Genomic DNA, 25,492 nt, shown 5'->3' on the forward strand with positions numbered 1-25,492 from the left:
GGCTCAGGCGGGGACCGACTGCGTCTCGCCCAGTCGCGCCCGGGCACGAAGCACAGGCAGCACGTAGGCGTAGTCGGCGGGGTCCAGCGCCGTGAGCAGTTGCCTGCGCCGCGTGGCGCGCGGCAGCGGGAGACGCAGATCCTCGAGCAGGACGTCGAGCTCGCCGAACGAACCGCTCGGCATCTGCGGAGCGCCAGCGGCAGCAGCCTGAGCGTGCGTCAGGCGGTAGACGGCGGCATCGCGACGCTGCGCGGCGACTGACGGCAGACGTACTCGGCCGAGTAGCAACCCGGCGAGCCAGAACGCCTGCACCTCCGCGGTGAGCGGACTCCGATAGGACTGGCTCCAGCCGATGAACGCGAGCCGGGGCACGGTGGTCGGAAGCACCTTGCGGTGGAGGAGCAGCGAGCCGTCGGGCTCGAGCAGGCGGGCCCGGGTCACCGGCGCGAGGAAGTCGAGGTCCTGCTCGTAGCCGGTGGCGGGCACCAGCACACGGGCGGGGAGGACGGCACCACTGCGGAGCCGGACGGACGGGACCCCGTCCACCGCCTCGAGATCGGCCACGCCCGCGTCTCGGACGACGTCGATGCGCCCGTCCCGGACCGCCTCGTAGAACCCCTCGGTGACGAGCGAGTTCGAGTCGGGGAACGTCACGCGCGGCAGCAGGCCGAGCTCGCTGAGCCCGAGCTGACGATCGACGACGCGCGCGAGGCCGAGCATCGCGAGCTTGCGCGGCACGCGGGTGAGCTGCGTCAGCAGCCGCCCCGGGAGCCCGCGCGACGGCGAGGCCACGGCGTGCTCACCGAGGCGCGTGAGCAGGAGGTGCCGGAAGGTGAGGCGCGACCCGATCCGCTTCGGGTACTTCCAGCGCAGCTCCCGTGCGACGAGCGTCGCGGTCCGCGCGCGATCGGCTGCGACCACGGCGACGTCGCACGCGGTCTTGCCCCAGCCGAGCACGACCACGTCGCGGCCGTCGAGCAGTGCGCCGTCGCCGATCGAGGAGGGCGGCACCACGAGCCCGCCTGCCGCCTCGAACGCTGCCCGTCCTGGCCAGTCCGGGATGTGCGGCGTCGAGTAGGTGCCGTGCGCAGCGACGAGATGATCGAACGAGCGTCGAGTGGTGCCGGAGTCGTCCCGCACCTCGAGCTCCCACCGGCTGTCGTCGTCGACGAGCTCGGCGGTCAGCACCTCGGTCCGCAAATGGATGTCGGCCAGCAGCCCGTGGTCCTCGGCGTACCTCTGCAGATATGCCTGGACCATCGGTCCACTCGGGTGTTCAGGGAAGTCCCTCGGCATCGGGGAGTCGGAGAACGAGTAGGTCACGCGGTCGTCCTGCGTCGACACACCCGGGTAGCGGCGGGATGAGCTCCAGACGCCGCCGATGTCGTCGCACCGCTCGAACACCGTCACCTGATGACCGGTCTCGCGCAGCACGGCAGCCGCGACGAGACCGGAAACGCCGGCGCCGAGAATTGCGATTCGCATTTGCAGAACTCTACCGAGGGAATTGCTTTATGCAGAGCGACGGGATCCCACTGAACGGACCCCAGTAGAGGGGCTCGAAAAACAAGACGATCAAGGGTCGAATGCATCAGTTACCGACACGAACGAACGGGGTATGAGTGTCGACCATCTCGACCATCGACGACCGGGATTACGAGTTCCTCGAATCCCAGGTCAACGGCTTTCTCGACCAGTACGAAGCAGCGCAGTCCGGCATCGCCTATCTGCTGCGCCGTCCGCGGTCGACGGCGGCCGCGTTCGCGAGCGCCCGCCGGCTGCCGACCCTCCGGGTGTCCTCGAGCGAGACCGTCGAGGGACGCGCTGTCCGTCGTGAGCTCTCGCGCGGCGCACGCCGCCTGCGCACGCCGCTGCACAACGTGTCCGGAGCGATCACCATCCCCGTCGCGTTCGACGAGTACGAGGCGGGACCCTCGAAGCAGACCCTGCGCCGCAAGGTCCGCGCGGCTCAGAAGCGCGGCGTCACGTACGAGGTCGTCACCGACCCGGCCCTTCGGCGGGAGCTGGTCGACATCGCCGACGCCTACGAGCGGGCGAATCCGCGGGAGCGGTACCGCGCGGACAGTCCGAGCAACGCCGATCTGCTCGACTACGACCTCTGGCTCCTTGCCCGTACCGCCGCCGGCACGCCGCTGCTGCTCTCCGTCACGCCGATCGACGACGGCGTCGCTGCGCTGCGCTACTTCCGGACGCTGAGCGCGAGCCCGGAGGCCTCGGACGCGCGCTACCTCATGACCTGGGCTCTCGTGCGCGAGCTCACCGGGCGACACGTGCACCATCTCGTGGACACCACGATCTCGATGCACCTCTCGCACGGCCTGCGCCACTTCCAGCGGATGGTGGGCTTCCGGCTCCTGCGCCTCGAGGTCGTCGAGGACTGACCTGCCGCGTGCGCGACGAAGGGCCTGGACCGGGCGGTCCGGGCCCTTCGCGCGGTCAGGCCGTCAACGCACCTCGAACTCGGCGAGGCCGACGTTCTTGGTCGTGGACGAGACGGCCGTGACGTTCAGGCGGATCGACGTCGTGGAACGTGAGGAGAACGTGATCGTCACGGCGCCGCCGGCGTTGTCCAGCGCCGGGACGGTGACCGTCGTGCCGTCCGAGAACGTCAGGGTCCCACCGGTGATCTGGTCGTCGGTGTTCGGCCGGTCGTAGAGGGTCACCGAGCTCACCTTCTGCGCCGCGGACCACGTCAGCGTGATGAAGCTTCCGGTCCGGCCACCGGACGTCGCCCACTCGGCCGTGTAGTCGGTCGGGTAGCCGGAGATCTTGCCGTCGATCGCCTTCGCGGCGGTCTGGCCGGTGGCGCTGGAGGAGGCCGTGGCGGTCGCGGTCAGCGCGAGGTTCGGGCCGGCCCCCGGGGTCGGCGTCCCGGTCGGGGTGGGACTCGGGGCCGGAGTGGCCGTCGGCGTCGGCGTCGGCGTCGGCGTCGGCGTCGGCGTCGGCGTCGGCGTCAGCGTCGGCGTTGCGGTCGGCGTCGGAGTCGGAGTCGGCGTGGGCGTCGCGGTCGGCGTCGGCGTGCCGCTGGAGGAGGTGTTCGTCCAGGCCTGGAACTCCGCGAGGCCGACGTTCGCGGTGGTCGCGCTGACCGTGTCGATCAGCAGGCGGACGCTCGTGACGCTGCGGGCCGAGAAGTCGATCGTGGTCGCGGTCCCGTCGTTGTTCAGCGAGCCGACGTTGACGATCGAGCCGTCGGAGAACTGCAGCCGACCGCTCGTGATCTGGTCGTTCGTGTTCGGCCGGTCGAACAGCACGACGCGGGTGAGCGTCTGCGCCGACGGCCACGTCAGCTGGATCCAGCTGCCCGCCCGTCCACCCGCGGTCGCCCACTCCTTGGTGTAGTCCCCGGGGTAGCCGGCGGCGGTGCCGTCGATCGCCGATGCGGCGCCCTGACCGTCGGCGGTGTTCTGGGAGCTCGCCGTCGCCGTCGCGGCGCTCGCGACGTTCGTGGGCGTGCCGGCGGGTGGGTCCGTCGGCGTCGTGGTGCTGCTCGCCGTCCATGCCTGGAACTCGGCGAGGCCGACGTTCACGGTCGTGGCACTGGTGCTCGTCACGGTGAGCTTGATGCTCGTCGTCGACCGGGCCGCGAATGCGATGTTCGTGCCCGTGCCGTCGTCGACCAGGGATGGCACCGCGACGGTGCTGCCGTCGGAGAACGTGAGCGTGCCGCCGGTGATCCGGTCGTCGAGGTTCGGCCGGTCGTACAGCGTGACGTGGTCGAGCGTCTGCGCGGTCGGCCATGTCAGGGTCAGCGTGGCGCCGGCCTTCTGCCCGTCCGATGACCACTCGGCGGCGTCGGCCGTCGGGTAGCCGCCGATCACGCCGTCGATCGCGGCGGACGCGGGCTGACCGGGCGCAGCCGAGCTGGCGGTGGCGATCGCGTTCGGGGCGACGTTCGTGCCCGACGTCGGATTGGTCGGCGTGGACGTGCCACCGCCGTCGTCCGTGCTCGACACGTACTGGCGCTGCAGCCAGGCCCCCTCCGGCTGCCCCGCGCACGCGGCGCTGCTCGGGCAGATCTGGGTGTCGTAGGGCGCGTACGCGTCGAACGTCCGCTGCTTCGCGCCGATCTGCGCCGTGGTGAGGTTGACGGGCATGTTCTGCGTCGCGTAGTCGACGTAGCCGGTGATGGTGTGCGGCGTCTCGTAGTCCTCGGACGCCTCGCGGGTCATGACCGCGACCGCGTGGTGGTCGTAATGGTCGCCGTCACCGTAGGACCCGACGTAGTCCTGGGTGTTCACCTGCGTCGCCTGGTACGTCGTCATCAGGCCGAGGATCGAGGAGACCAGCTGCGCCCTGGTGAAGGAGTTGGAGCCGTTCACGGCGCTGATGCTGGGGATGTACCCCTGCTCGAGCTTGGGCAGGCTCTGCGAGCCCGTGGCCCCGAAGCCCGCACCCGTGAGGCCGCCGTCGGGGAGTCGGAAGAAGACGAGCGTCACGATCGGCTTCGCCGTGAGCGTCGCCGCGACGACCGTCTTCCCGCCGACCGTGACGGAACCGGTGGTCCAGGTGTTCGCGACGCCGGCCATCTGCGCGTACGCGGCCTTTACACCGTTCTCGCGCCCGGTCCAGTAGGTCGAGGAGAGCCCGGCGTCACCGGCGGTGATGTAGGCGGTGGTGACGCACTTGCCCGCGCTGACCGCGTTCTGGATCGCGGGATTCTGGAAGAAGAGGTCGTCGTCCTCATGGGCGACCACGTCGAGCACGGAACCGCTGGAGCAGTCCGTCGCCGCGGCGGCCGGGAGCGCGGGGGCGATGGTTGCGGCCAGGAGACCGGCAGCGGCAGCGATGACGACGAGGAAGCGTCGCCGGCGGACGGGGTTCACGGGCATGCGGGTTCTCCAGGACGCCGACGGCGCACGTGTGGAGCTGCATCCGCGGAGTCGAACGGGCTGGGGAGGCCCGTCGGTTCGGGGGCACGGCCGGGTCAGCCGCAAACGAATCCTGACGGCACCGTGGTCGCGAGTCAACGGGTTGCGTACTCTCTTGGCCGATCGTGACCCGAATCCCCCGTGAACTGGGGGCCTGCGCAGCGAACGTCAGCGGTCGCGACTCCATGCGGCGACCCAGTCGATGAGGATGTCACCCTCCGCGGCGGGATCGGGCGCCGCGTCCTGGATGTCCGTCTCGGCCTGCAGCGTCCACCGCATCGGCACCGTGGGGAGGCCGGCCTTCGCCGTCGTCGTCCACGATTCCCCGTCGAGGACGAAGGTGAGCCGGCCCGGTTCCCAATCGATCGTCGCGGTGTGCCAGCCGCCGAGCGGCTGCGCCGTGTCGAAGTAGTACGCGAAATCCGACGGGTCGCCGTCGTTGCGGTGGGTGCTGCCCGTGATCGTGCTGTCCAACGATGCCTCGGGGAAGTCGACCTCGCCCCTGGTCCAGTCGTCGGAGTCCGGCCAGAGCAGCCAGGCGATCTTGTAGCCGGGCACCCGGTCCGCCTTGAACCGCACCGAGTAGCGGCCGTACAGCTGCCCGTGCCAGATCGAGCCGTCCGGCGTGGGCGTGATCGCGCAGACCTGGGGCTGCCGACCCTTGGTCCAGAGGTGGCAGTCGAGCATCCCGTTGCGAACGCTCGTCGTCGTCGCGGATCGCCAGACGCCGACCTGCGAGCGCGGCCGGGCGGTCTCCCTCGACGTCTCGGTCATGCCGTCGTACCAGGACCAGGCGGGGTAGACGTCGGCGAAGGCACCGAGGGCGGCAGGGCGATCGAAACCCTCCTGGATCAGCGGCTTCCAGCCCGGCGGGGTGGACGGCCTGATCGGACCCGCGGAGGTGCGCTGCCCGTTCGGGATCGCGGACAGCTCGACCGGGGCGCCGACGACGTGCTCGCTCCCCCGCAGCACGACCGGCGCGACGTCGACGATGTACCGGGTCGCTCGATCGAGGCCGGGCAGCACGAGCGACCCGGTGGCCGCGATGGCATCGTCCGTCCGGTCGGGAGCGCCGGCGCCCTGCGGCCGCAGGGACACCCGCACCGACGTCACGGCCTCCCCGCCGGCGCTCAGCACCCAGTCGACTCGAAGACGTCCGTCGCCCGGAACGATCGTCGCCGCGATCCGGGCGGGCGCGTCCGCGCGCGCGGAGAGCTCCGTCGAGACGGCGGCGCCGGCGCGCCGGGCCGCTGCAGCGGACAGGCCCCGGTGGTTCGAGAGCAGCCGCGTGACGACGGCGGACGACGGCGTGCCGGTGATCGTGCGGACCGAGACGCGAAGATCGCGGCACTCACCGGCGGCGCCGCGCGTGCAGGGCGGAGCGATGTCGGCGCTCGGCTTCACGCCATCGGTGCGCACGAGGATCCGGTCCGCCCCGTCCGGGACTCCGGAGAGCTGCAGGACCTTCGTCCGCCGTCGGTCGAGCAGCACCCCACCCGTGGTCGTCGTCCTGGCGAGGACGCGCACCGTGCCGCGAGCCGTGACGTCCAGGTAGGCCACCACGCCCGCGGCGACGTCACCGCCCGTCGCGCCCGGCTGCACACGAAGACGACCCCGGGCATCGATCGGCAGCAGCGCCCAGCGCGGTGCGGCAGCGGCCGAGACGCGCAGATCGACGCAGGCGGTGCCGTCGACCGCGCACAGCCGCGGGAGGTCGGACGCGTGCGTCCCGATCCCGGCCGCGCGGACGCCGACCACCGCGCCCGCGACCACCACGACGACGACGAGCGCCGTGGCGATGAGGGCACTCCGATGACGGCCGCCGGGGCGCCTCGGGCGCCCGGTCGCGGCCGGAGTCGCGCGATCGACCGCCACGGCGGCACTGTAATGGCGGATCACCTGATCGCAGTGCGCTTCGCGGGATCAGACCCCGAACGGGGGTCTCGCCGAGCCGCGCCCCACGTCGAACGGGGAGGACCGCGGCCCGGCGCCCGGAGGCGCCGAGCCGCGGTCGACGAGGACGGCTCAGCCGCGCTTGTACTGCGCGACCCAGTCGATGTACACCGACCCGTCGGCTCCCGACGACGGCTTCGTGCCATCGGTGGACGTCTCGTTCTGCAACGCCCAGCGCATCGGCGAGGTCGGCAGGTAGGTGGCCGACGTGATCACCTTGACGGTCTGACCGTCGAGGTCGAAGGTGACCTTGCCGGGCTCCCATGTGGTGGTCGCGGTGTGCCAGCTGCCGTCGCCCATCTTCGTGCCGGCGGAGCCCCACTGCTGGTCGGACGGGATGCCGGTCACGTTGTGTGCGGCGTAGTTGACGGTGCCGTCGAGGTTCGCCTCGGGGAAGTCGATCTCGCCCTGGTTCCAGTCGTTCGAGGTCGGCCAGAGCAACCAGGCCACCTTGAAGCCGCGGACGCTGTCCGCCTTGAACCGCACGACGTACTTCCCGTACACCTGGCCCATCGCGTGCCACGGCGTACCCGAGGTGACCGGGGTGAGCGCGCCGGCCTGGGCCTTGCCGTTCGACACCCAGTTCCGCATGCGCAGCACCGAGTCGGAGACGGACATCGTCGTCGACGAGTTCCAGGTCGTGCCGGACGCACCCGAGGTGTTGCCGTCGTAGCCGGCCCACCCGGAGTACTTCGAGGCGAAGGAGCCGACGCCCGCATCCGCGTCGAAGTCCTGGCCGATGACCCGCGTCCACCCCGGATACGCGTCCGCGCCGGGGAGGCCGGTGCCGGAGGACCCGCCCGAACCACCGGCGGGAGGCGTCGAGTCGGACGGCGACGGGGAGGGCGACGCCGACGCCGATGCCGATGGGCTCGGCGACGCCGACGGGCTCGTCGACGGCTTCGCCGACGACGTCGACCGGCCGAAGGCGCTCGCGGTCATCGAGATCGGGGACCCGGCCGTGCCGTCGATGACGGTCGCGATGGTCACGGTGTACATCGAACCGGCAGTGAGCCCCTTCAGGGTGACCGATCCGTTGCCGGCCGGCTTGTCGACGGTCGTGCCGCCGTTCGTGGCGCCGTTCGCGCCGCTCCGCGTGATCCGGACGGCGTCGACGTGCTGGGACCCCTGGTCGAGACGCCACGAGACGGTCATGCTGCCGACCCCGGGGGCGATCGCCGCTGCGAGGGTGGCCGGGTCGGCGACGCTCTGCGCGATGTCGGTGGCGGCCTGAGCGGTCGGCAGCGCGGTGGCGGTGCGCTTCGCCCACGCGCGCAGGGCCTGCAGGACCTGTCCGCGCGTGACCTTGTCGTGCCGGCCGGAGAAGGTGACCTGCGCCCACCCGCAGTCCACGGGCGTGGCGACCGGATCCGCATCGGTGGTCCGGTCGGAGACGGCTTTCGCGGACGCGCTCCCGGTCGTCGCACACGCGGCTCGGCTCTTCTGCCACGAGGACCGGGCGTAGCTGCTGCCGACCTGCACGATCACGGCACGCGCCGTCGCGGGCACGCCTGTCAGCCGGACGTGGCGGCGCTGGTCCTGCTCCACCCGCACGGTCGCGGAGGTCGACGGCCCGGCGGCGGTCACCGCGGAGGCGGAGGGGTCCGTCGACGTGAGGTACCCGACCACGCCGACCTCCGTCTGCCCCGCCGCTCCGGTGTTCGAGACGGTCAGGGTGTCGTCGCCGGCTTTGGCGAGCGGCAGGATCGCGACGGAGGCGCTGGTCGAGGAGGCGGTGTCGATGCACGATCCGCCGGACGAGTCGCAGACGGCGAGTGCAGGGGTCGCACCCACTCCGATCACGGCGCCCCCCACGGCGATGACGGTGGCGAGCGCCGCTGAGCCCGCCGTCGCGAGGACCCACGGTCGACGACGTCGGCCCTGCCGCGCGGCCTGTCTGCTCCCACCGCGGAGCCCCAACTCCTTCGGATCGCCGTCACCGGCCACCCAGCTGCTCCGCATCCTGTGTCTCGACATCCCTGCTCCCGTTCGTGTCCCGCCGCACATCCCGCATGCACGGCGTCGCTCATCCCGGACCGCGTGTCGATGTCGCCGCGCTGCCGGAACGGGGGGAAGGTATGGACGCGGACACGCCGGTTCCGGGAGGCGACGCGCGTGTCCCGCCGAGTTTCCAGTCCCCGAAATGCGCCCAGCGCGTTTCGCGCAGACGTGCTATGGGACGCTGCTCAGCCGCGCACGAAGTGCTGCAGCACCGACTCGACGCGCTCGAGGTGCTGCGCGTACGGGAACCGCTCCTCGACCCACGCACTGCACCGGGCGCCGAGCTCGGGCTCGGCGTCGCGCCAGTCGATGACCGCCTCGATCGCCACGAGCAGCGCGTCCGCGTCCTGCTTCGGGACGAGCAGCCGCTCCATGCCGCCTTCGAGCAGCTCCGGCACGGCGCCGACGCGTGCTCCGATGACGGGACGGCCGGTCGACATGCCCTCGACGATCGTGCGCCCGAACGCCTCGTCGACCCAGGACGGGGTGACGACGACGTCGGCGGCGTGGAGGAAGGGGATGACGTCCGACTCCGGACCGACGACCGTGACGCGCGCGGGGTCGAGGGACTCGACGGCGCGACGGACCTCCGACGTGTCGACCTGGGGCGGGTAGAAGCCGGCGAGGAGCAGGTGCACGTCGTCCCGCTCGATGCGCCGGAACGCCTCGAGCACCGTCGGGAGCCCCTTCTCCTCGGAGAACCGCCCGTAGAAGGTGATGACCCGGCCGGTCGTCGGCAGGCCGAGGCTCGCGCGGGCCGCCCGCTGCTCCTCCTCACCGCCGACCGGGTAGCGGCCGGGCGGCAGGGCGTTGTGCACGACCTCGATGCGGTCGCCGGGCACTCCCGCCGCGATCCACTGCTGTCGCGTGAACTCGGAGACGGCGAGGAACCGGGCGACGCCCTTCGTCAGCCACCGCGTGCGGGGCGAGCTCGGCGCGTGGTGCAGGTGCGTGACGAGCTCGACGCCGGCCGCGAAGGCCAGCAGTCGGGCCCACACGACGTGCTCCGCGCGGCTGAGCCAGATCACGTCGGGCTTCAGCCGGCGCACCGTCCGGATCGCCGGGAGGAAGCCGAGGAGGTCCCGGATGGGCGTGCGCCGAGTCAGCTTGAAGGAGACGGGCCCGTGCAGCCCGACACCGGCCTGCTCGAACAGGCGGCGCTGCTCGCCCTCCAACCCGAAGAAGAGGTCGACGCGGTGTCCCCTCGCGGCGAGCGCAGCGGTGTCCTCCAGGGTGCAGATCTCGATCCCGCCGACCGGCAGGAGGTAGGCGACATCCCCGACAACCCGCATGCACGGAACCTTAACGATCGCTCGGAACCATTCCCGGAGGCGCGGCCGGAAGACCGGAATCGATCCCCGATCTGGGGACGTGTGCGATGACACGCCCTCACGTACCCTCGGAGTCGCTGTCGAACCCGGGGCAGCACGTCCTTGACCCAGAGGTCCCACAACCCATGGCTGATGCCCGCCGCATCGCGCGCGGCGCGATCTGGAACTACTCGGCACAGATCGCGACCGCGCTGGCGCAGCTCGCCTACGCCGCGGTCACGTCCCGACTGCTCGTGCCTCACGACTTCGGCGTCTTCGCCGCCGCCACGGCGAGTGTGGCGCTGATCAACCTCGTCTCCCTCGCCGGTCTGCCGCAGGTCGTCGGCCGCATGACCGACCTCCACGCGGACCGGCTCGTCGGCCTGCTCGCCTACGCGGGCGTCATCGGGATCCTGGCGGCGGCCGCGACCTTCGTCGGTGCGCCGCTCTGGGCAGCGATCTGGGGCCAGCCGGAGTCCATCTCCGTGCTGCAGGTGCTCGCCCTCACCTCGCTGATCACACCGTTCGTCGCGCTCGGCAACGGGCTGTCCCTGCGCCTGGGCCTGTTCAAGCGGCTCGCCGGCGCGACCGTCGTCGCGAACGTCGGCAGCATGGTCGTCGGCACGGTCTTCGTGTTCCTGCTCCGCGACGCGGAGTCGCTTGCGGTCGCGCAGGTGCTCGCCCTCCTGGGCGTCGCGAGCATCATGCTCGTGCAGCTGCGCTCCTACTTCCGGGGCCGCTTCCACCTGCGCATGACGCTGAAGGACGTGTCCTACAGCACCAAGACCCTCGTGTCCGCGCTCCTCACGTACAGCGCGTCGACCGTGGGCAAGGTGAGCGTCAGCCACAGCGTCGGGTCCGTCGCCCTCGGCAACTGGAACCGCGCCGACGCGATCACCACCAATCCCTTCTACCTGCTCGGCGCGGCGATCAGCCAAGCCGTCTACCCCGAGTTCCGGCACGACATCGAGGACCGCAGCCGGACGCGCCGACTGTGGTCCGACCTGCTCGGCGTGCTCGGCTGGGTGTGCGTGCCCCTCGGGGTGCTCGTCGCGGTGCTGGCGCCGATCGCCGTCAACCTGCTGCTCGGCGACGGCTACGAGCTCGCCGCCCAGTACGCGCCGATGCTCGCGATCATCGGCGCCCTGCAGCCGGTCGTGTTCCTGCTCGTCAGCGGCTTCGAGGCGCTCGGCCGGTTCCGCTGGGTCTGGTCCGGCTACATCATCTCGCTGGTCGTGAACACCGGGGCGGCCGGCGTCGCGATCGCCCTGCACAGCGTGTGGCCCGTCTTCATCGGCTTCCTCGTCTCGTTCGCGATCATGCACCCGCTCCACCTCGCCCTCGCGAGCCGGGCGCAGCTGGTCGACCTCCGGGTCGTGCTGCGGCACTACCTCGAGATCCTCGCCTTCTGCGTGGTCGGCGGCGGTGCGCTCTGGACCCTCGTCAACGCGCCTGCCGTGATCGCGTTCTCCCCGTTCGTGTTCGGCGGCGTGCTGCTCGTCGCGATCGTCGCCGCCGCGCTGGTCGTGAAGAACATCCGCCGGTTCCCGCCGCTCGTCCTGGCCAAGCGTTACGGCCTCCTCGGTGGTCGCGAGGTCGTGCCCCCGGTCGCCCTGGACGTCGAGCCCGAGACGGTGCAGCGCTGATGCCGCGGCTCCTCATCGTCGCCAGCAACCGCTGGGGCTACCTGTGGCAGCGACACCAGTCGCTCGCCGTCGCCGCGGCCGCGGACGGCTGGGAGGTCGACTACCTCCAGCCGCGCCCGCGCAACCTCGGTCAGATCGCTTCGTACCCGATGCGGATGATCCGCAAGACGCGTGTCGAGCAGGAGCACCCGGCGACCTACGACGGCGTCAGCGTCATCGGCCGCCGCGGATGGACCGGCTCGACCGGCCCGTACGACATGGCGATCGTCTACCTGCCGGACCTGCTCACGGAGTGGCTGCTCCGCCGGGTCGTCCGCGGACCGATCGTCTACGACGCCGTCCTCGACTGGGCGACCGTGCCGAAGGCGTGGTTCCCGCCCGTCGGCTGGCGCTCCTCCGAACGGCGCATCGCGCGGATGCCGCGGGCGACGGTGTCGACCGACGCCCCGGGCATGGCCGCGCTGCTCGCCACCCGGGGCATGACCGCCGCGGTCGTCCCTCCCGCGGCGGACGACGCGTTCCTCGCCGCCGCCCACCCCGCGTGGGAGGACCGCTCCCGGCATGCGCTGTACTTCGGCGCCGTGCGGGCCGAGGTGGACGTGACCGTGTTCGAGCGCCTCGTCGCCGCCGGCGTGCCCGTCGACGTGGTCGGCGTGATCGACGACGACGCCGTGCGCGAGCGACTGCTCGCCGCGGGCGTCTCGATCGAGCCGCCGATCGGGGTCGAGGCGATCGCCGCGCGCGCCGCGCGGCACCGCGTCATCCTCCTGCCGTACCGCGGCGCCCGCGGCGCGACCCTCGCGCCCGCGAAGCTGTTCAACGCCGTCGCGAGCGGGGCCTGGGTGCTCGCTTCCGGGATCGACACCGCCGTCGCCGCCGCGCCGGGCCTCGTCAGTCTCGACGAGGGCGAGGACCCCGCGGAGGCGGTCGTCCGGCTCGCGGAGCGCGCGCCCGCTTCGCCCCAGTCGCTGCCGACCTGGGCCTCGCGCTGGACGCAGCTGCGGCAGGTCGCCGGCCTCCCCGGGAAGGTGCTCTCGTGAACATCGTGCTCATCGTCGGGCTCGGCCTGGTCGGCCTCGCGGTCCTCGTGTGGCTCTACGCCGCCAAGTCGTACAAGCCGACGCTGTGGGCGCTCGGCGTGCTCCTGTCGATCTCCCCGCTGTCCGTGGCGACGATCGCACCGGCCGCCGGCAACGACACCGTCTTCAAGGCCGGAATCCTGGCGATGATCGTGCTGCTCTGGCTGCGGTTCGGCATCCGTCTGCGCTGGCCGGTGGGGCTCATGCTCGCCGCGTTCCTGTTCGCGCTCGCCGTGTCGATGTCGGGACTCGTCCCGTCCATCTCCGTGTCGGCCGGATTCGCCGCCAAGGCGTTCTCCGGCTACTTCCTCACGATGGCCGCCGCGATGATCCGCTGGCGGAGGGAGCATCTGCCCTCCGTGCTCCAGGTGCTGGTCGCCGCCCCGGTCGTGTCGCTCGTCCTCGGCGTCGGGTTCCAGGCCTCCGGCCGCGGTTGGGCGATCATCGGCGACGGCCGCCTCGGCGGTGCGCTGATCGGCCCCACCCTGGCCCTCTTGACGACCGCGGCAGCGTTCGCGGCGGTGACCGGGATCATGGTCCTGGGGCAGCGGAAGTGGACCGTCTGGCTGCTGATCGACTGCGGCCTCGCGTTCCTCACCCTGACCCGCGGCGCCCTGATCTCGTGCGGCATCGTCATCCTGGCGCTCGGGATCTGGACCTTCCGCGCCCGACGCACGACCTCGTCCAAGACCGTCAACGCGGCTCGGCTCGTCTTCTTCAGCTCCTTGGCCGTCGCTGCCGCGGCACTGCCCGAGATCCTCGCGCGCAACGTCGGCAACGCCTACGAGGGCTCGTTCAACACCTCCGGGCGCGACCAGGCCTGGCCGTTCTACCTCTCACTGTCGGAGCACTCGCCGGCACTCGGCCGCGGGCTCGGCTTCGCGAACATCGCGAACGCCCTGCTGCACCCCGTCGGTGTCCAGTCGGCCTTCGAGTCGCCGCACAACGAGTACATCCACTTCTACGTCGACGGCGGCCTCGCGCTGGCGATCCCGTTCTTCGTCGGCCTGATCGCCCTGGTGGTCCTGGTCGGCCGCATCCAGCACCGGAGGATGCTGGCGCTCGGGATCCTCGGGGCGACCCTCTTCTACTGCTACGTCGACAACAACTTCTCGACCCCGCAGTTCGACGTCGTGTTCGGCCTGCTCATGGGCGCGCTGCTCGCCGGCCGCCCGGACCCGGATCAGCAGACGGAGCGGACCCGAGCGCTCGAGCGGACCGTCATGGTGCCCTCGACCCCGCGCGTCGAGCCGTCGTCGACCGACAGCACGGAGCCCGTGCTCAGGTAGTCGCCCGAGCCCGCTCCTGCTGGGGGCGGTGGTCCGCGGCGGTTCCGGCAGCATCGGTCGGTTCCGGCAGCGGGATCACGTCGGGATCGCTGCCGGAAGCCACGCGGAGCTGCCGAATCCGACGGTCGCGAGGACCTCGACGCCGTCGTCGACACCGGGCACACGCTTCAGCGGCGCTCGCCGGCGCGCCGCGGCTCAGTGCGAGCGGAGGCGGTGCAGCGCCTGCTGCGGCCAGCACACCGCGGCGCCGGCGAGCGCGAGCGCCGCACGGGCGCGGTGGCCCGACGCCTTCGCCTGGAGCGCGGTCCGGTACAGCGTCAGCGACCGCGTCTGCATCGTCACGCCGAACCGGCCGACCGGCCCGATCGCGCGCCACATCGCGTCCGGCGTCAGCTCGGGCTCCCCCGCGACGCGGCGCCGGTGGTTCTCGACGGCGAGGCGGATGTTCCTCCGCACCTTCCCCATCGAGCTCGCGTTGATGCCGCTGTCGTGGAAGCGGTAGCGCAGCACGACGCGGTCCACGTTCGCGAGCCGGCCGTGCTCGGCGAGGCGCAGGAACAGGTCCCAGTCCTCCGAGACGCCGTGCTCCCAGTACCCGCCGACCGTCGTGATCGCATCGGCGCGGATCATGACCGACGGGTGCGTGACGACGTGCCGACCGGCGACGAGACCGGCGACGATCTCCTCGTGGGACGCGGGGAATCGCGACTCCGACTCCGTGCGGCCGTCGACCAGGCGCTCGATCTGGCCGCCCACCAGCACCACGTCGGGATGCTCGTCGAGGAACGCGGCCTGCGTCCCGAAGCGTCCCGGCACGACCTGGTCGTCGCCGTCCATGCGCGCGAGGTAGCGCCCGCGCGCCTCCTCGAAGCCGCGGTTGAGGGTCGCGGCGAGACCGCGGTTCGCGTGCCGCACGACGACGAGCCGCGGGTCGTCGACAGCGGCGAGCAGCGCGTCGACGGAGCCGTCGATGCTGCCGTCGTCGTAGACGCGCAGCTCGAGGTCGTCGAAGCCGTCCGACAGCACGCTGCGGACGGCGGGGATCAGGTACTCCCCCGCGTTGTACGCGGGGAGGATCACGGAGACGATGGGCTCGGTCATGCGTCGCTTCCTGCGGCTGAACGGTCCTGGACGCCGTCCGCCCGCCCGCTGCGGCAGCAGCGGCGGGCGGACGGGCGGCGGTCAGACCTCGCGGGCCTTGAGGCTCGAGGACTTCTTCGCGCCCTTGCGCCCCACGGGCTTGCGCGGCGTGTACTCGTACTTCACGTAGGAGGAGGCGTCGGCGCCGGTGACCGGCAGCTTCGTCAGCACCACGCCGAGCACGCGACCGCCGACCCGCTGGACCTTGTCGACCGCGTCGGCGAGCTGCCCCTTGGTCGTGTGCTTGGCCGCGCAGACCATGATCGTGCCGGAGGCGCGGTGCGACAGGATCGCCGCGTCGCTCACCGGGAGCAGCGGCGGCGCGTCGAGCACGATGGTGCTGAAGCGGCCCTGCAGCCGCTCGAGCAGCTGCTCCATCGCCTCGGACTGCAGCAGCTCGCTCGGGTTCGGCGGGATGGCGCCGGCCGGGAGGACGGTCACATGCCCGTCGCCCCACGACTGGAGGGCGTCGTCGAGGCGCACGCGGTCGATCAGCACGTCGGTGAGGCCGACACCGCCGTCGATGCGCAGCACGTCGGCGAGGCGCGGGCGCCGGAGGTCGGCGTCGATGATGAGCACGTCGGAGCCGGCGTCCGCCATCGCGAGCGCCAGGTTCACCGCGGTGGTCGTCTTGCCCTCGCCCTCGGTGGACGAGCTGATGACCATGGTGCGCGTCGAGCGGTCGACGTCGAGGAACTGGAGGTTCGTCCGCAGCGTGCGGAACTCCTCCGCCAGACGGCCGTTCGGGTCGCTCCGCACGACGAGCGGGTTCTTCCTCACGGCGCTCGAGCGCGCGATGCCGCCGAGGACCGGGCGGTCCGTCACGGCGTGCGCGTCCTCGGGACGGCGGATGCGGGTGTCGAGGACGTTGCGGAGGATCGTGATGATCAGCGCGAGCGCGAGGCCGCCGACGAAGCCGATGGCGAGCATCAGGGGGATGTTCGGAGTGCTCGGGGTCTTCGCGACCTCGGCAGGGCTCGAGACCGAGAGCTTGACGGGCGCCGCGCCCTTCTTGGCGGGCGAGATGTCGTCGACGCTCTTCGCGAGCTGTGCGGCGACGGTGTCCGCGATGCGTGCGGCGCGCTTCGGCGACGGGTCCTCGACGGAGATGCCGATCAGCTGCGAGGTGTTGCTCGCGGTGATGGTCATCTCCTTCGCCAGCTGGTCGTTGGTCATCGTGTCGGTGAGGCCGAGGGTCTTGCGCACCGGCGTGAGCACGAGCGGCTGATCCGCGACGTCCGCGTAAGTGGTGACGACGGACTGGATGTACGACTGACCGGTGAGGGCATCGTTGATCGAGCCCGAGGCGTTCAAGGTGAGGACGACGGTGGTGTCCGACGTGTAGAGCGGCGTCTGCCGGAACGCGTACAGACCGGCGGCGCCGGTGCCGACGAGGGCTGCGACGAGGAGCAGCACCCAGGATCGGCGGAGCACACGGATGTAGTCGGAGAATTCCACGGGAGTTCAGTCCTCGGTTCGGGCGGTCCGGGTTCAGTGGAGCGACGCCGTCGGGTTCACGGGTCACTGGACCGTTCGCACCATTGTGCGGTGATCCGGTCGAACGCCGCGCCCCCAGAACGCGGCGCATGATCATGCCCAGGTCGGCCTCGCCGCGTCAACCGGAACCGTTCCACCGCCCCGATTCGGCGGAGGACTCAGGCGGCGGACGCGGCTCCGGCGCGCAGCGCGACGAGCACGGCAGCGATTCCTGCGGCGGCTGCCCGGGCCTGCTCGAGCGCCCACCCGTGAGCGGCGCCGTCCAGGTGATGCGCCTCGGGCAGGTCGTCGAGCCCCAGCTCGACCACCGGACGGAGGAGGACTCCACGCCTCGGGACGGGGATGCGCTTCGGCTTCGGGAGGCCGCGATCGCGGTGCAGGCGCTCCGCGACGGCGGCGACCGCATCGAGTCTCCCCCATCGGTCACCGGCCTGAGCGATCGTCGACGCCTCGCGGAGCGCGAACACCTTCGTCTGGAAGCCGGGAGCCATCCGGTTCACGAGGCTGCGTTCCTCGCCGTCGATGGTGAGGACCAGGTCGGCCTTTCTGATCCGCTCCGCGGTCACCGGCTCGGACCGGTGGTCGCGGAGGTCGGCGCCCGCGGAGGCCGCCTCGATGGCGTGATCGCAGGCCGGCTGACCGACGACGCCGTCGAGGCCGGCGCTGGCGACCCGCACGTCGTCCCGGCCGGCCAATCGAGTGCGCAGCAGTGCTGCCACGAAGGGCGCGGTGCAGATGTCGTCGTCGCCGACCACGAGGATCCGCTGGGGAGGGTTCGTCACGGGTGAGGCCTCTTCGTCCGCGGCGCAGGCGTCGACGCCGGATCCGATGGGGAGTCGGGGCGATGCGTCGATGCGGTGTCGCGCCGACGGGTACCGGCGCTGCTGCCGCCTGCGATGCTACTGGGCGGCGGCTGCGGGCACGATGCGGACCTCCTGCGTGATCCCGTCCTCCACCGCCACCGCGCTGAAGCTGTGGCGCCACCCCTGGCAAAACCATAAGCGATGCCCCCAATACATGGGTGATCAGTGGATTCGACGCGTCGACACGCCGTACATTCCTTGGTGCGACTTCGTGCTGCGCCGGCGCGACTCCGCATACCCACTTACCCATCCGGCGCTGGTACAGCTGCGACCACCCATCGCAGGTGAAGGCCTCCTCCCCATGCCCGAACGCGCTTTCCGCACCGCCGAAGTCGGCGGTGTGCCCTTCCAGGTCTCCGACCTCGACGCCGCCGTCGACTGGACGATGCGGCGCGCCGCATCGTCGGACGCTCCTGGTGTCCCGGTCCGGCTCGCCAACGCCTTCTGCGTCACCATGGCGAACCACCGCCCCGACTACCTCGCCACGCTGCGCGACCGCGGCGTGAACTTCCCCGACGGCGCACCCGTCGCGTGGGCCATGCGCCGCGTCGGTGAGGAGGCGGGCCGTGTCCGTGGACCGTCCTTCTTCACGACGACACTCGAGCGCAGCCAGAACACCGGCCTCCGCCACTACTTCTTCGGCACGGACGAGGCGGTGCTCGCCGAGCTCATCGACCGCGTGCACGAGCTGTACCCGGGTGCGATCGTGGTCGGCGCGTCCGCTCCCGACTTCCGCAGCGACCCGGCTGAGCTCGCCGCACAGCTGCCGGCCGGCATCACCAAGCAGGAGGTCGACATCGTGTGGGTGGGCCTCGGCTCCCCCAAGCAGGACTTCGTCGCGGACGTGATCGCGGCCGAGCGGGGTGTCGTCGCCGCCGGCGTCGGCGCGGCATTCGACTTCGTGGCCGGCAGCGTCCGAGAGGCGCCGCGGTTCATGCAGAACTCCGGCACGGAGTGGCTGTTCCGGCTGGCCTCCGAGCCCCGCCGCCTCTGGCGGCGCTACCTGATCGGCAACGTGCAGTTCCTCCGCGTCGCGCTCCCCGGCATCCGCAGCGCGCGGAAGGCGGCGAAGGCCGGGCAGCCGCTGGTGCGTCCAGTCGAGGAGGACCCGGAGGCGGCCGCGTCCCACTCTCCCCAGGTGCTGCACGAGATGCAGTAGTCCTCGAATGCGGAAGGCCCCGACTCGCTCGACGAGTCGGGGCCTTCCGCCTGTCCGGCCTCGTCCACGGAGCACTCGAGCGGCAGGCCCGAGACGTACGAGGAGGGGCCCGGCGGATCGCCGGGCCCCTCCTCCTTCCCCTGGACGCGTCGGCTACTCGACGGTGACGGACTTCGCCAGGTTGCGCGGCTGGTCGACGTCCAGGCCCTTCGCCGCGGCGAGCTCGAGCGCGAACAGCTGCAGCGGCACGACCGCGAGCAGCGGCTCCATGAGCGGGGAGGCGAGCGGGATGCGGATGACGTCGTCGGCGTACGGCAGCACGGCGACGTCCCCCGCCTCGGCGATCGCGATCACGTGCGCGCCACGGGCGCGGATCTCCTGGATGTTCGAGACGACCTTCGCGTGCAGCTCCTCGGCGTACCGGGGGCTGGGGACGATCACGAAGACGCGCTGACCCGGTTCGATCAGCGCGATCGGGCCGTGCTTCAGCTCGCCCGCGGCGAAGCCCTCCGCGTGGATGTAGGCGAGCTCCTTCAGCTTGAGTGCGCCCTCCAGGGCGATCGGGTAGCCGACGTGCCGACCGAGGAACAGGACGCTGCGGGTGTCCGTCATGCTCTGCGCCAGCGTCCGCACCTCGTCGGCCGACTCGAGCACCTCGGTCAGCTTCTCGGGCACTGCCGCGAGCTCGTCGAGCTGCTCCCCGATCTGCTCCGGCGGCATCGTCCGCCGCGCCTGCGCGATGGCGAGGCCGAGCAGGTAGAGCGCGGTGATCTGGGCGACGAACGCCTTCGTCGACGCGACGGCGACCTCGGGACCGGCGTGCGTGTAGAGCACGCCGTCGGACTCGCGGGCGATGGTCGCGCCCTGGGTGTTGCAGATCGACAGCGTGGTCGCGCCGCGCTCGTGCGCGTACCGGACGGCCATGAGCGTGTCCATCGTCTCGCCCGACTGGCTGATCGACACGACGAGCGTGCTCGGCGACAGGAACGGGTGGCGGTAGCGGAACTCGTGGGCGAGCTCGACCTCGACGGGCAGGCCGCCCCACATCTCCATCGCGTACTTGCCGAGCGTGCCGGCGTAGGCGGCCGTGCCGCAGGCGATCACGAGCACGCGGTCGATCGCGGCGAGGTCGATGCCCTCGATCTCCGGGATCGTCACCGTGCCGTCCTGGACGCGTCCGCGGATGGTGTTCGCGACGGCCTCCGGCTCCTCGCTGATCTCCTTCGCCATGAAGCTGTCCCAGCCGCCCTTCTCGGCGGCCGAGGCGTCCCACGCGACCTCGAAGGGCGTCGCCTCGACGGGCGTGCCGTCGAAGTCGAACACCTCCACGGTGTCCGCGGTGATGGCGACCATCTGGTCCTGGCCGATCGCGAGCGCGTTCCGCGTGTACTCGACGAACGCGGCGACGTCGGAGCCGAGGAAGTTCTCGTGCTCCCCCAGCCCGATCACGAGCGGGGAGTTCCGCCGCGCGCCGACGACGAGGCCCGGCTGGTCGGCGTGGACCGCGAGCAGCGTGAAGGCGCCGTGCAGGTGCGCGACGGTCGCGAGCATCGCGGCGCGCAGCTCGCGGGTGCGCTGGAACTCGCGGCCGAGGAGCACGGCGGCGACCTCGGTGTCGGTCTCGCTCTGGAAGACGAATCCCTGCGAGACGAGCTCCGCCTTCAGCGCAGCGAAGTTCTCGATGATCCCGTTGTGGATCAGCGCGAGCTTGCCGTCGTCACCGAGGTGCGGATGCGCGTTCCCGTCCGTCGGACCGCCGTGCGTCGCCCAGCGGGTGTGGCCGATGCCGGTCCGTCCCTCGGGCAGCGAGTCCTCGGCGAGGTCCGTCGCCAGCACCTGGAGGCGACCGGCGCGCTTGCGGGAGCGGACCGACCCCTCGTCGTCCACCACCGCGACGCCCGCGGAGTCGTAGCCCCGGTACTCGAGGCGGCGCAGGCCGTTGACGAGGACATCGACGCTGGACCGGGATCCGACGTAGCCGACGATTCCGCACATGATTCGATTCGTTCCTTTCGGGAGAACGGTCCGGTCAGGAGACCGGTGGGCCGGCGACGGCAGGGTGGGCAGCGCCGGTGAAGTGGGCAGCACGACGGCGTCGTGGCGAGCAGGGGCTCGTCAGCGCGACGGCGACATGGAGGACGGGCTGCACAGGGCGTCCGTTCAGCCCTGTGGGTGCAGGGCGGCGGGTTGGGTTCGGGGGCCTCTCAGGATAGGAGCAGGCGCCCTCCACCGACAGCCCCCGTCGTGGGGTGCGGCCCGGCGCTAGTCGCGACGCCGCAAGATGGATCGCAGCGACGTCGGGTCGGCGTAGCGGACGACGCGCGCCGGCGCGCCGACGACGGTCGCTCCGGCCGGAACGGAGGCGAGCACGACCGAGTTGGCGCCGATGACGGCCCCGTCTCCCACGGTGATGTCGCCGAGCAGGGCTGCCCCCGCGCCGATCGAGACGTGGTCGCCGACGATCGGGCTGCCGCCCACCGCGCCCTCCACGATCGACCGGACGCCGAGCGTCACCCCCTGCTAGATGGCGACGCCGTCGCCGACGCGCGCAGCGTGGTGGATGACGATCCCTCGCGGGTGCCGGATGCGCAGGCCGGAGCCGATGGTCGCGCCGACCTCCACGTCCATCCCGTAGGCGCGGACGTTGTGGAGCCGCAGCCAGAGCGCGGCGATCTTGACGCCGTGGCGTGCGCACCAGAGCTGCGCGGCGAGGATCATCGTGGCGCGGAACCCGGGGTCGAGGAGCGCTCGGGCGAGGCTGCGACCGGTCAGCGGTTCCCCGAAGGTCGCGACGAAGGACCGGCGGGCCCGGCGCAGGAGCGGTTCCGACCGATCTTCGTCGGCAAGCAGCCCGGTCACGGGCGCCGGATCCGGATGACGGGAAGACGAGTCAGGCGCAAAGGGCGTCCTCAGGAGGGTGGCGCCGGCGTTCAGCGGCAGTCGCAGGCTCGATGGGTGTCGGGTCTGCGCGGCCACGCCGAAGCGATGGTCGGGGTGCCGCGAGCATAGGGCAGCGAACTGCGGACCGGGAGTCCCCCGTTCGCGGCCCCCGTTCGGGTGACATCCGGCCGTAGAACGGCGATGATCAGGCATTCTGCGCAGTCGCCGCACGCCCGCCCCCGTACCATCGGCGGCATGCGCCCATCCGGTTCCCGCAGGCGCGTGCGCCTGGCTATCAGGTCCCTCGTCCTCGCGCCGGCCCTGACGACGGCCCTGCTGCTCGCCGGCTGCACGACCGGGGCGAGCGCCCCGACCCCGACCCCGACGCGGACCCCTGCGGTCGAGGTCGCCCACGATCTCGACTTCGCCTCCCCCGGCGGCACCCCGCTGAAGCTCGACGCCTGCACGCCGAAGGGCGTCGCCGGCCCGCTGCCCGCCGTCGTCATCGTGCACTCCGGGTCCTTCATCGAGGGCGCGCACGGCGACCTCGACTGGCTGTGCGAGGAGGGCGCCCGGCACGGCTTCGCGGCGTTCACCGTCGACTACCGCCTGCTGCCCGCCGCGCACTTCCCGGGCCAGCTCGACGACGTCGCGTCCGCGGTCGACTGGATCAGCGCCGCCGCGCAGGCGAAGCGCTTCCGCGTCGACCCGAAGCGGGTGGCCCTCCTCGGCACCTCCGCCGGCGCGATCATCTCGTCCGGTCTGCTCACCGGCGTGCCCGGCTCCCCTGTGAAGCCGAGCCGCTTCGTCGGCGGGGCGCTGCTGTCGGCCGCCTACGACCTGCCCGCCGCCGCCACGCAGGCGGGCACGACGCAGGAGGAGGTGAAGGTCGCCCTCGAGTACGCGGGCTGCTCGACCACCGACTGCCCGGCGCTGAAGACGATCTCGGCGATCAACTCGGTCGACCGCTCCGACCCGCCGATCTTCCTGGCGAACTCGACGAACGAGCTGGTCCCGCTCCCCCAGGCCACGGCGATGGACGCGGCGCTCAAGGCCGCCGGTGTGCAGCACGAGTTCCACATCGCCCAGGGCACCGACCACGCCGAGTTCATCGTGCAGAACCACCCGGACATCGACGCGGCGATGTGGGCGTTCCTCACGAAGATCGCGCGCTGATCGCCGTACCGGTCGGCCGGGTGGACCGGGTCAATACCGCTCGATCCGGAGCAGATCGGGGCGCGGCTTCCCGCCGACGATGAGCGTGATGCCGCTCGCCTTCTGCAGGTTCGGGCGACCGTTGTAGCGGTAGGGCAGCGTCACGACGAAGTGCCCGTCGGTGAGCGGCGGGTCCACGATGCGGAACGTCCCGGTCCCCAGGTCGTTGGAGATCCGGACGCCGTACGCGTTGCCGATGGCGACCGGCCGCACCAGCTCGTTGCTGCCCGTGACCCGCTCGAAGTTGAAGCCCGCTCGCCCGTTGCCGATCGCCCGGCAGTCGATGCAGCGGACGCCGCTCGACTGCCAGAACGCGAACCCCATCCCGTACCGGTTCTGCTTCGAGAGCGTGCTGCAGATCGTGATGTCGGTGGAGTTGTTCACCCCGAACCCGGAGGCGCCCACCCCGGCGCCGTCGACGACGACGTCCGACCACTGCGATCCCGCGGTCCGGTAGTCGTTGATACCGAACGTCTCCCCCGGCGGCGACGCCGCGTCGCCCGGGATCGCGGCGACGCGGATCTGCGAGGCCCGCAGGCCGCTGCCGTGGTCGACGCGCAGCCCGTTGTAGAGGTGCCCCTGGTCGGTGCCCTGCACGGCGAACCCGCGGAGCACCGTGCGGTCGCCATCGACCTTCAGCACGCTGAGCTGGTTCGTGTTCGGGAAGCCGGTCGGGATGTCCCCCGCCCGCGTGGAGGTGCCGGGCGCGACCTCGAAGACCGTCCTGCCGACGCCCGCGCCGACGATCCCGCGTGCGCTCGCCAAGACGACTCCGCCGTCGAGCGTCCCGTTCGCCGGCGTGAAGTCGTCGAAGGCGATCGTCCGCGCCGGCAGTCGCACGACCCGCCGCCCGGCGTTCGCAACGGCCCGCCGGAAGCCGTCGTCGGCCGGAACCGTCCGGCCGACCGTGCCGGTCGCGCACTGCCCGGGAACGGGCGTGGGCAGCGGCACAGTGGCCAGCGGGGAACTCGGCTGCGCAGCGGGGCTCGTGCAGCCGCTCAGCACCAGGACGACGAGGACACACAGACCATTGCGCACGACGGAGCTCCGGCGGCGAACCATGGCTCTCCTCGATCGGGGAACAACATGCTAGAGGCGACCGAGAGCGCGCCCAGCGCGGACCCGCCGCCGCGCCCCGCCCTCCGCTCTCCGCTCTCCGCTCCCGCTGGTTGAGGTGCGAGCGAAGCGAGATGCTCCTATGTCATGTCAAGGAGGAGTGCGCGGTAGATCGGGCGGGCGAGGTGGCGTTTGAGGACGCGGATGGCTTCGCGTTTGCTGTCGCCGGCGGCGACGCGTTTCGCGATGAACGTTTTCGTTTGCTCGTCGTGAGCGATGCGGGTGATCGCGATGCGCCAGATCGCGTTGTTCCCTTGCCGGTCACCGCCGCGGTTGAGGCGGTGCCGGTTCGTCTTGCCCGAGGAAGCCGGGATCGGGCTGACCCCGCAGAGCGCGGCGAACGCGGCGTCGGAGTGCAGCCTGTGCGGGTTCTGTCCCGCCGTGACGAGCAGCTGGCCGGCGACCTCGGTCCCGACGCCGGTCAATGCGAGCAGGTTCGGGGCGAGGCGTTCGACCAGCGGTGTCGTCACGGCCGTGATCGCGCGGATCTCGTCGCGAGCGTTCAGCCAGGTCCGGGCCAGGCTTGCCAGCGCGGTCTTCACCGCTGCGGTGACGTCCCCGGTCGCGGCGGCGGCGAGGTCGGGACGGAACCCGGCCGCCCTGCGGGCCAGGGCCAGCATGGTCAGTCCGGTCAGCTGTCGCTGCAGCTGTTCGGGTGCGGTGATCAGCAGGCTCCTGATCCGACGCGCGGCATCACCCTGCTGCTTGACCGCGTGACGGCGGGCGACCCGCAGGTTCCGTAACCCCTCGACAGCGCCGGTAGTGTCCTTCGGCGTCGCCTCCGCGGTCCCGGACAGCACTGCCCGGGCCGCGGACTCCGCGTCGATCGGATCGGACTTGCCGACCCGGCGACGGGTCGGCAAGTCCGGGCGGTTCACCTCGACGACCTGCAGCCCGGCGGCTTGCAGGTGCCGGGTGACCCCGGCCCCGTAGGAGCCGGTCCCCTCGACCCCGACCTTGACCACCTGCCCGTGCCCGGCCAGCCACGCGGCCGCCTGCCCGTACCCGGACCGGTTCGCGGGGAACGTCGCCGATCCGAGCATCGCGCCGGCCGTCGTGACCGCCGCGACGGTATGCGTCTGGGAATGGGTATCGATCCCGCCGATCACCATCACCGGCGGAGCAGGGTGTGTCATCGTGGCCATCAGCCGTCCTCTCGTCCTGGGGATGGCACGCGCTCGACAACGATGCGGACAGGACAGTGATGGGGACCTCTGGACCAGGCTCCTATGAGGTCACGACGCCATCGAGACGAGTGCACAGTGATTCCGCACCGACCGGGCCGACAGATCTAGCTGAAGACACAACGGTCGGCCTCGAAACGGGTCAGACCCGGCCGGTGCGGAACCACCACCAGTCTCACTGCCTCGAAACCACAGCGCCGATTTCGCGGCCCTCGCGACCACACTCCCCCACCCCGCCCCGACCCGCTGGTTGAGGTGCGAGCGAAGC

Annotated in this window: 18 protein-coding genes and 1 pseudogene; 6 read left to right on the forward strand and 13 right to left on the reverse strand. The window is 71.6% G+C overall.

The genetic code is table 11. The annotated features are described in order from the left end of the window. Positions 1–3 precede the first annotated feature (3 nt). Positions 4–1,485, reverse strand: coding sequence for a flavin-containing monooxygenase (locus CLV52_RS16730; RefSeq protein WP_133767544.1), 1,482 nt, complete (start codon positions 1,483–1,485; stop codon positions 4–6). A 137-nt stretch (positions 1,486–1,622) separates the two neighbouring features. On the opposite strand from CLV52_RS16730, the gene CLV52_RS16735 reads away from it, so the two are divergent. Next, the gene (locus CLV52_RS16735) at positions 1,623–2,402 is read left to right on the forward strand and encodes a hypothetical protein (RefSeq protein ID WP_133767545.1); all 780 of its coding nucleotides are present in this window, start codon (positions 1,623–1,625) and stop codon (positions 2,400–2,402) included. Positions 2,403–2,465: 63 nt separating this feature from the next. Here CLV52_RS16735 and CLV52_RS16740 read toward each other — a convergent pair whose 3' ends face one another. The 4 genes from CLV52_RS16740 to CLV52_RS16755 all read right to left on the reverse strand — a co-directional run bounded on the left by CLV52_RS16740 (position 2,466) and on the right by CLV52_RS16755 (position 10,138). Next, on the reverse strand, positions 2,466–4,853 hold the full coding sequence (locus tag CLV52_RS16740) for a DUF7402 domain-containing protein (RefSeq protein ID WP_133767546.1): 2,388 nt from the start codon (positions 4,851–4,853) through the stop codon (positions 2,466–2,468). Between the two features lie 207 nt (positions 4,854–5,060). After that, a complete protein-coding gene (locus CLV52_RS16745; protein ID WP_133767547.1) occupies positions 5,061–6,767 on the reverse strand; it encodes a glycoside hydrolase family 16 protein in 1,707 nt (568 codons plus the stop codon). Between the two features lie 150 nt (positions 6,768–6,917). Then, a complete protein-coding gene (locus CLV52_RS16750) occupies positions 6,918–8,648 on the reverse strand; it encodes a family 16 glycosylhydrolase (protein WP_162850913.1) in 1,731 nt (576 codons plus the stop codon). A 383-nt stretch (positions 8,649–9,031) separates the two neighbouring features. Then, positions 9,032–10,138: a glycosyltransferase family 4 protein gene (locus tag CLV52_RS16755; RefSeq protein ID WP_133767549.1), complete on the reverse strand. Its 1,107-nt coding sequence runs from the start codon at positions 10,136–10,138 to the stop codon at positions 9,032–9,034. A gap of 164 nt (positions 10,139–10,302) precedes the next feature. Here CLV52_RS16755 and CLV52_RS16760 point away from each other — a divergent pair, with 164 nt between their 5' ends. Genes CLV52_RS16760 through CLV52_RS16770 form a run of 3 tightly spaced genes read left to right on the forward strand, consistent with a single transcriptional unit; the run spans position 10,303 to position 14,170 of the window. Continuing rightward, a complete protein-coding gene (locus CLV52_RS16760; RefSeq protein WP_162850914.1) occupies positions 10,303–11,802 on the forward strand; it encodes an oligosaccharide flippase family protein in 1,500 nt (499 codons plus the stop codon). Further along, a complete protein-coding gene (locus tag CLV52_RS16765; protein ID WP_133767551.1) occupies positions 11,802–12,842 on the forward strand; it encodes a hypothetical protein in 1,041 nt (346 codons plus the stop codon). The genes CLV52_RS16760 and CLV52_RS16765 overlap by 1 nt, the downstream gene beginning before the upstream one ends. Further along, positions 12,839–14,170, forward strand: coding sequence for an O-antigen ligase family protein (locus tag CLV52_RS16770; protein WP_133767552.1), 1,332 nt, complete (start codon positions 12,839–12,841; stop codon positions 14,168–14,170). Before CLV52_RS16765 ends, CLV52_RS16770 begins: the two co-directional genes overlap by 4 nt. A gap of 195 nt (positions 14,171–14,365) precedes the next feature. On the opposite strand, the gene CLV52_RS16775 is transcribed toward CLV52_RS16770, so the two are convergent. The 3 genes from CLV52_RS16775 to CLV52_RS16785 form a co-directional block, all read right to left on the reverse strand. Then, positions 14,366–15,271, reverse strand: coding sequence for a glycosyltransferase family 2 protein (locus CLV52_RS16775; RefSeq protein ID WP_133767553.1), 906 nt, complete (start codon positions 15,269–15,271; stop codon positions 14,366–14,368). Between the two features lie 81 nt (positions 15,272–15,352). Next, complete coding sequence (locus CLV52_RS16780) at positions 15,353–16,768, reverse strand: tyrosine-protein kinase domain-containing protein (protein ID WP_133767554.1); 1,416 nt, start codon at positions 16,766–16,768, stop codon at positions 15,353–15,355. 197 nt (positions 16,769–16,965) lie between these two features. Beyond that, complete coding sequence (locus tag CLV52_RS16785; protein ID WP_133767555.1) at positions 16,966–17,589, reverse strand: arsenate reductase/protein-tyrosine-phosphatase family protein; 624 nt, start codon at positions 17,587–17,589, stop codon at positions 16,966–16,968. Positions 17,590–17,971: 382 nt separating this feature from the next. Here CLV52_RS16785 and CLV52_RS16790 point away from each other — a divergent pair, with 382 nt between their 5' ends. Beyond that, a complete protein-coding gene (locus CLV52_RS16790; protein WP_133767556.1) occupies positions 17,972–18,829 on the forward strand; it encodes a WecB/TagA/CpsF family glycosyltransferase in 858 nt (285 codons plus the stop codon). A 153-nt stretch (positions 18,830–18,982) separates the two neighbouring features. Here CLV52_RS16790 and glmS read toward each other — a convergent pair whose 3' ends face one another. The 3 genes and pseudogenes from glmS to CLV52_RS16805 form a co-directional block, all read right to left on the reverse strand. After that, the gene (glmS, locus tag CLV52_RS16795; protein ID WP_133767557.1) at positions 18,983–20,824 is read right to left on the reverse strand and encodes a glutamine--fructose-6-phosphate transaminase (isomerizing); all 1,842 of its coding nucleotides are present in this window, start codon (positions 20,822–20,824) and stop codon (positions 18,983–18,985) included. 312 nt (positions 20,825–21,136) lie between these two features. Continuing rightward, positions 21,137–21,292, reverse strand: a pseudogene (locus CLV52_RS19160) (serine O-acetyltransferase); the annotation flags it as partial. Positions 21,293–21,349: 57 nt separating this feature from the next. Then, the gene (locus tag CLV52_RS16805) at positions 21,350–21,688 is read right to left on the reverse strand and encodes a hypothetical protein (RefSeq protein WP_133767559.1); all 339 of its coding nucleotides are present in this window, start codon (positions 21,686–21,688) and stop codon (positions 21,350–21,352) included. Positions 21,689–21,964: 276 nt separating this feature from the next. Here CLV52_RS16805 and CLV52_RS16810 point away from each other — a divergent pair, with 276 nt between their 5' ends. Next, positions 21,965–22,885, forward strand: a complete 921-nt coding sequence (locus CLV52_RS16810; RefSeq protein ID WP_162850915.1) for an alpha/beta hydrolase — start codon at positions 21,965–21,967, stop codon at positions 22,883–22,885. A 30-nt stretch (positions 22,886–22,915) separates the two neighbouring features. Here the strand turns inward: CLV52_RS16810 and CLV52_RS16815 are convergent, their stop codons facing one another. Beyond that, entirely contained in the window at positions 22,916–23,875 is a 960-nt protein-coding gene (locus CLV52_RS16815; RefSeq protein WP_133767561.1) for a hypothetical protein, read from the reverse strand. 245 nt (positions 23,876–24,120) lie between these two features. Further along, positions 24,121–25,185 (reverse strand): IS110 family RNA-guided transposase, encoded by a 1,065-nt coding sequence (locus tag CLV52_RS16820; RefSeq protein WP_211342741.1) that lies wholly within the window; start codon positions 25,183–25,185, stop codon positions 24,121–24,123. Between the last annotated feature and the right edge of the window lie 307 nt (positions 25,186–25,492).

Source organism: Amnibacterium kyonggiense (genome assembly GCF_004364555.1).
GTDB lineage: Bacteria > Actinomycetota > Actinomycetes > Actinomycetales > Microbacteriaceae > Amnibacterium > Amnibacterium kyonggiense.

Excerpts from the sequence above, each read along its gene's own strand:
- CLV52_RS16730 (WP_133767544.1), bottom strand. The coding sequence starts at position 1,485 with ATGCGAATCGCAATTCTCGGCGCCGGCGTTTCCGGTCTCGTCGCGGCT.
- CLV52_RS16740 (WP_133767546.1), bottom strand. The coding sequence starts at position 4,853 with ATGCCCGTGAACCCCGTCCGCCGGCGACGCTTCCTCGTCGTCATCGCT.
- CLV52_RS16755 (WP_133767549.1), bottom strand. The coding sequence starts at position 10,138 with ATGCGGGTTGTCGGGGATGTCGCCTACCTCCTGCCGGTCGGCGGGATC.
- CLV52_RS16760 (WP_162850914.1), top strand. The coding sequence starts at position 10,303 with ATGGCTGATGCCCGCCGCATCGCGCGCGGCGCGATCTGGAACTACTCG.
- CLV52_RS16765 (WP_133767551.1), top strand. The coding sequence starts at position 11,802 with ATGCCGCGGCTCCTCATCGTCGCCAGCAACCGCTGGGGCTACCTGTGG.
- CLV52_RS16775 (WP_133767553.1), bottom strand. The coding sequence starts at position 15,271 with ATGACCGAGCCCATCGTCTCCGTGATCCTCCCCGCGTACAACGCGGGG.
- CLV52_RS16790 (WP_133767556.1), top strand. The coding sequence starts at position 17,972 with ATGCCCGAACGCGCTTTCCGCACCGCCGAAGTCGGCGGTGTGCCCTTC.
- glmS (WP_133767557.1), bottom strand. The coding sequence starts at position 20,824 with ATGTGCGGAATCGTCGGCTACGTCGGATCCCGGTCCAGCGTCGATGTC.
- CLV52_RS16810 (WP_162850915.1), top strand. The coding sequence starts at position 21,965 with ATGCGCCCATCCGGTTCCCGCAGGCGCGTGCGCCTGGCTATCAGGTCC.
- CLV52_RS16820 (WP_211342741.1), bottom strand. The coding sequence starts at position 25,185 with ATGGCCACGATGACACACCCTGCTCCGCCGGTGATGGTGATCGGCGGG.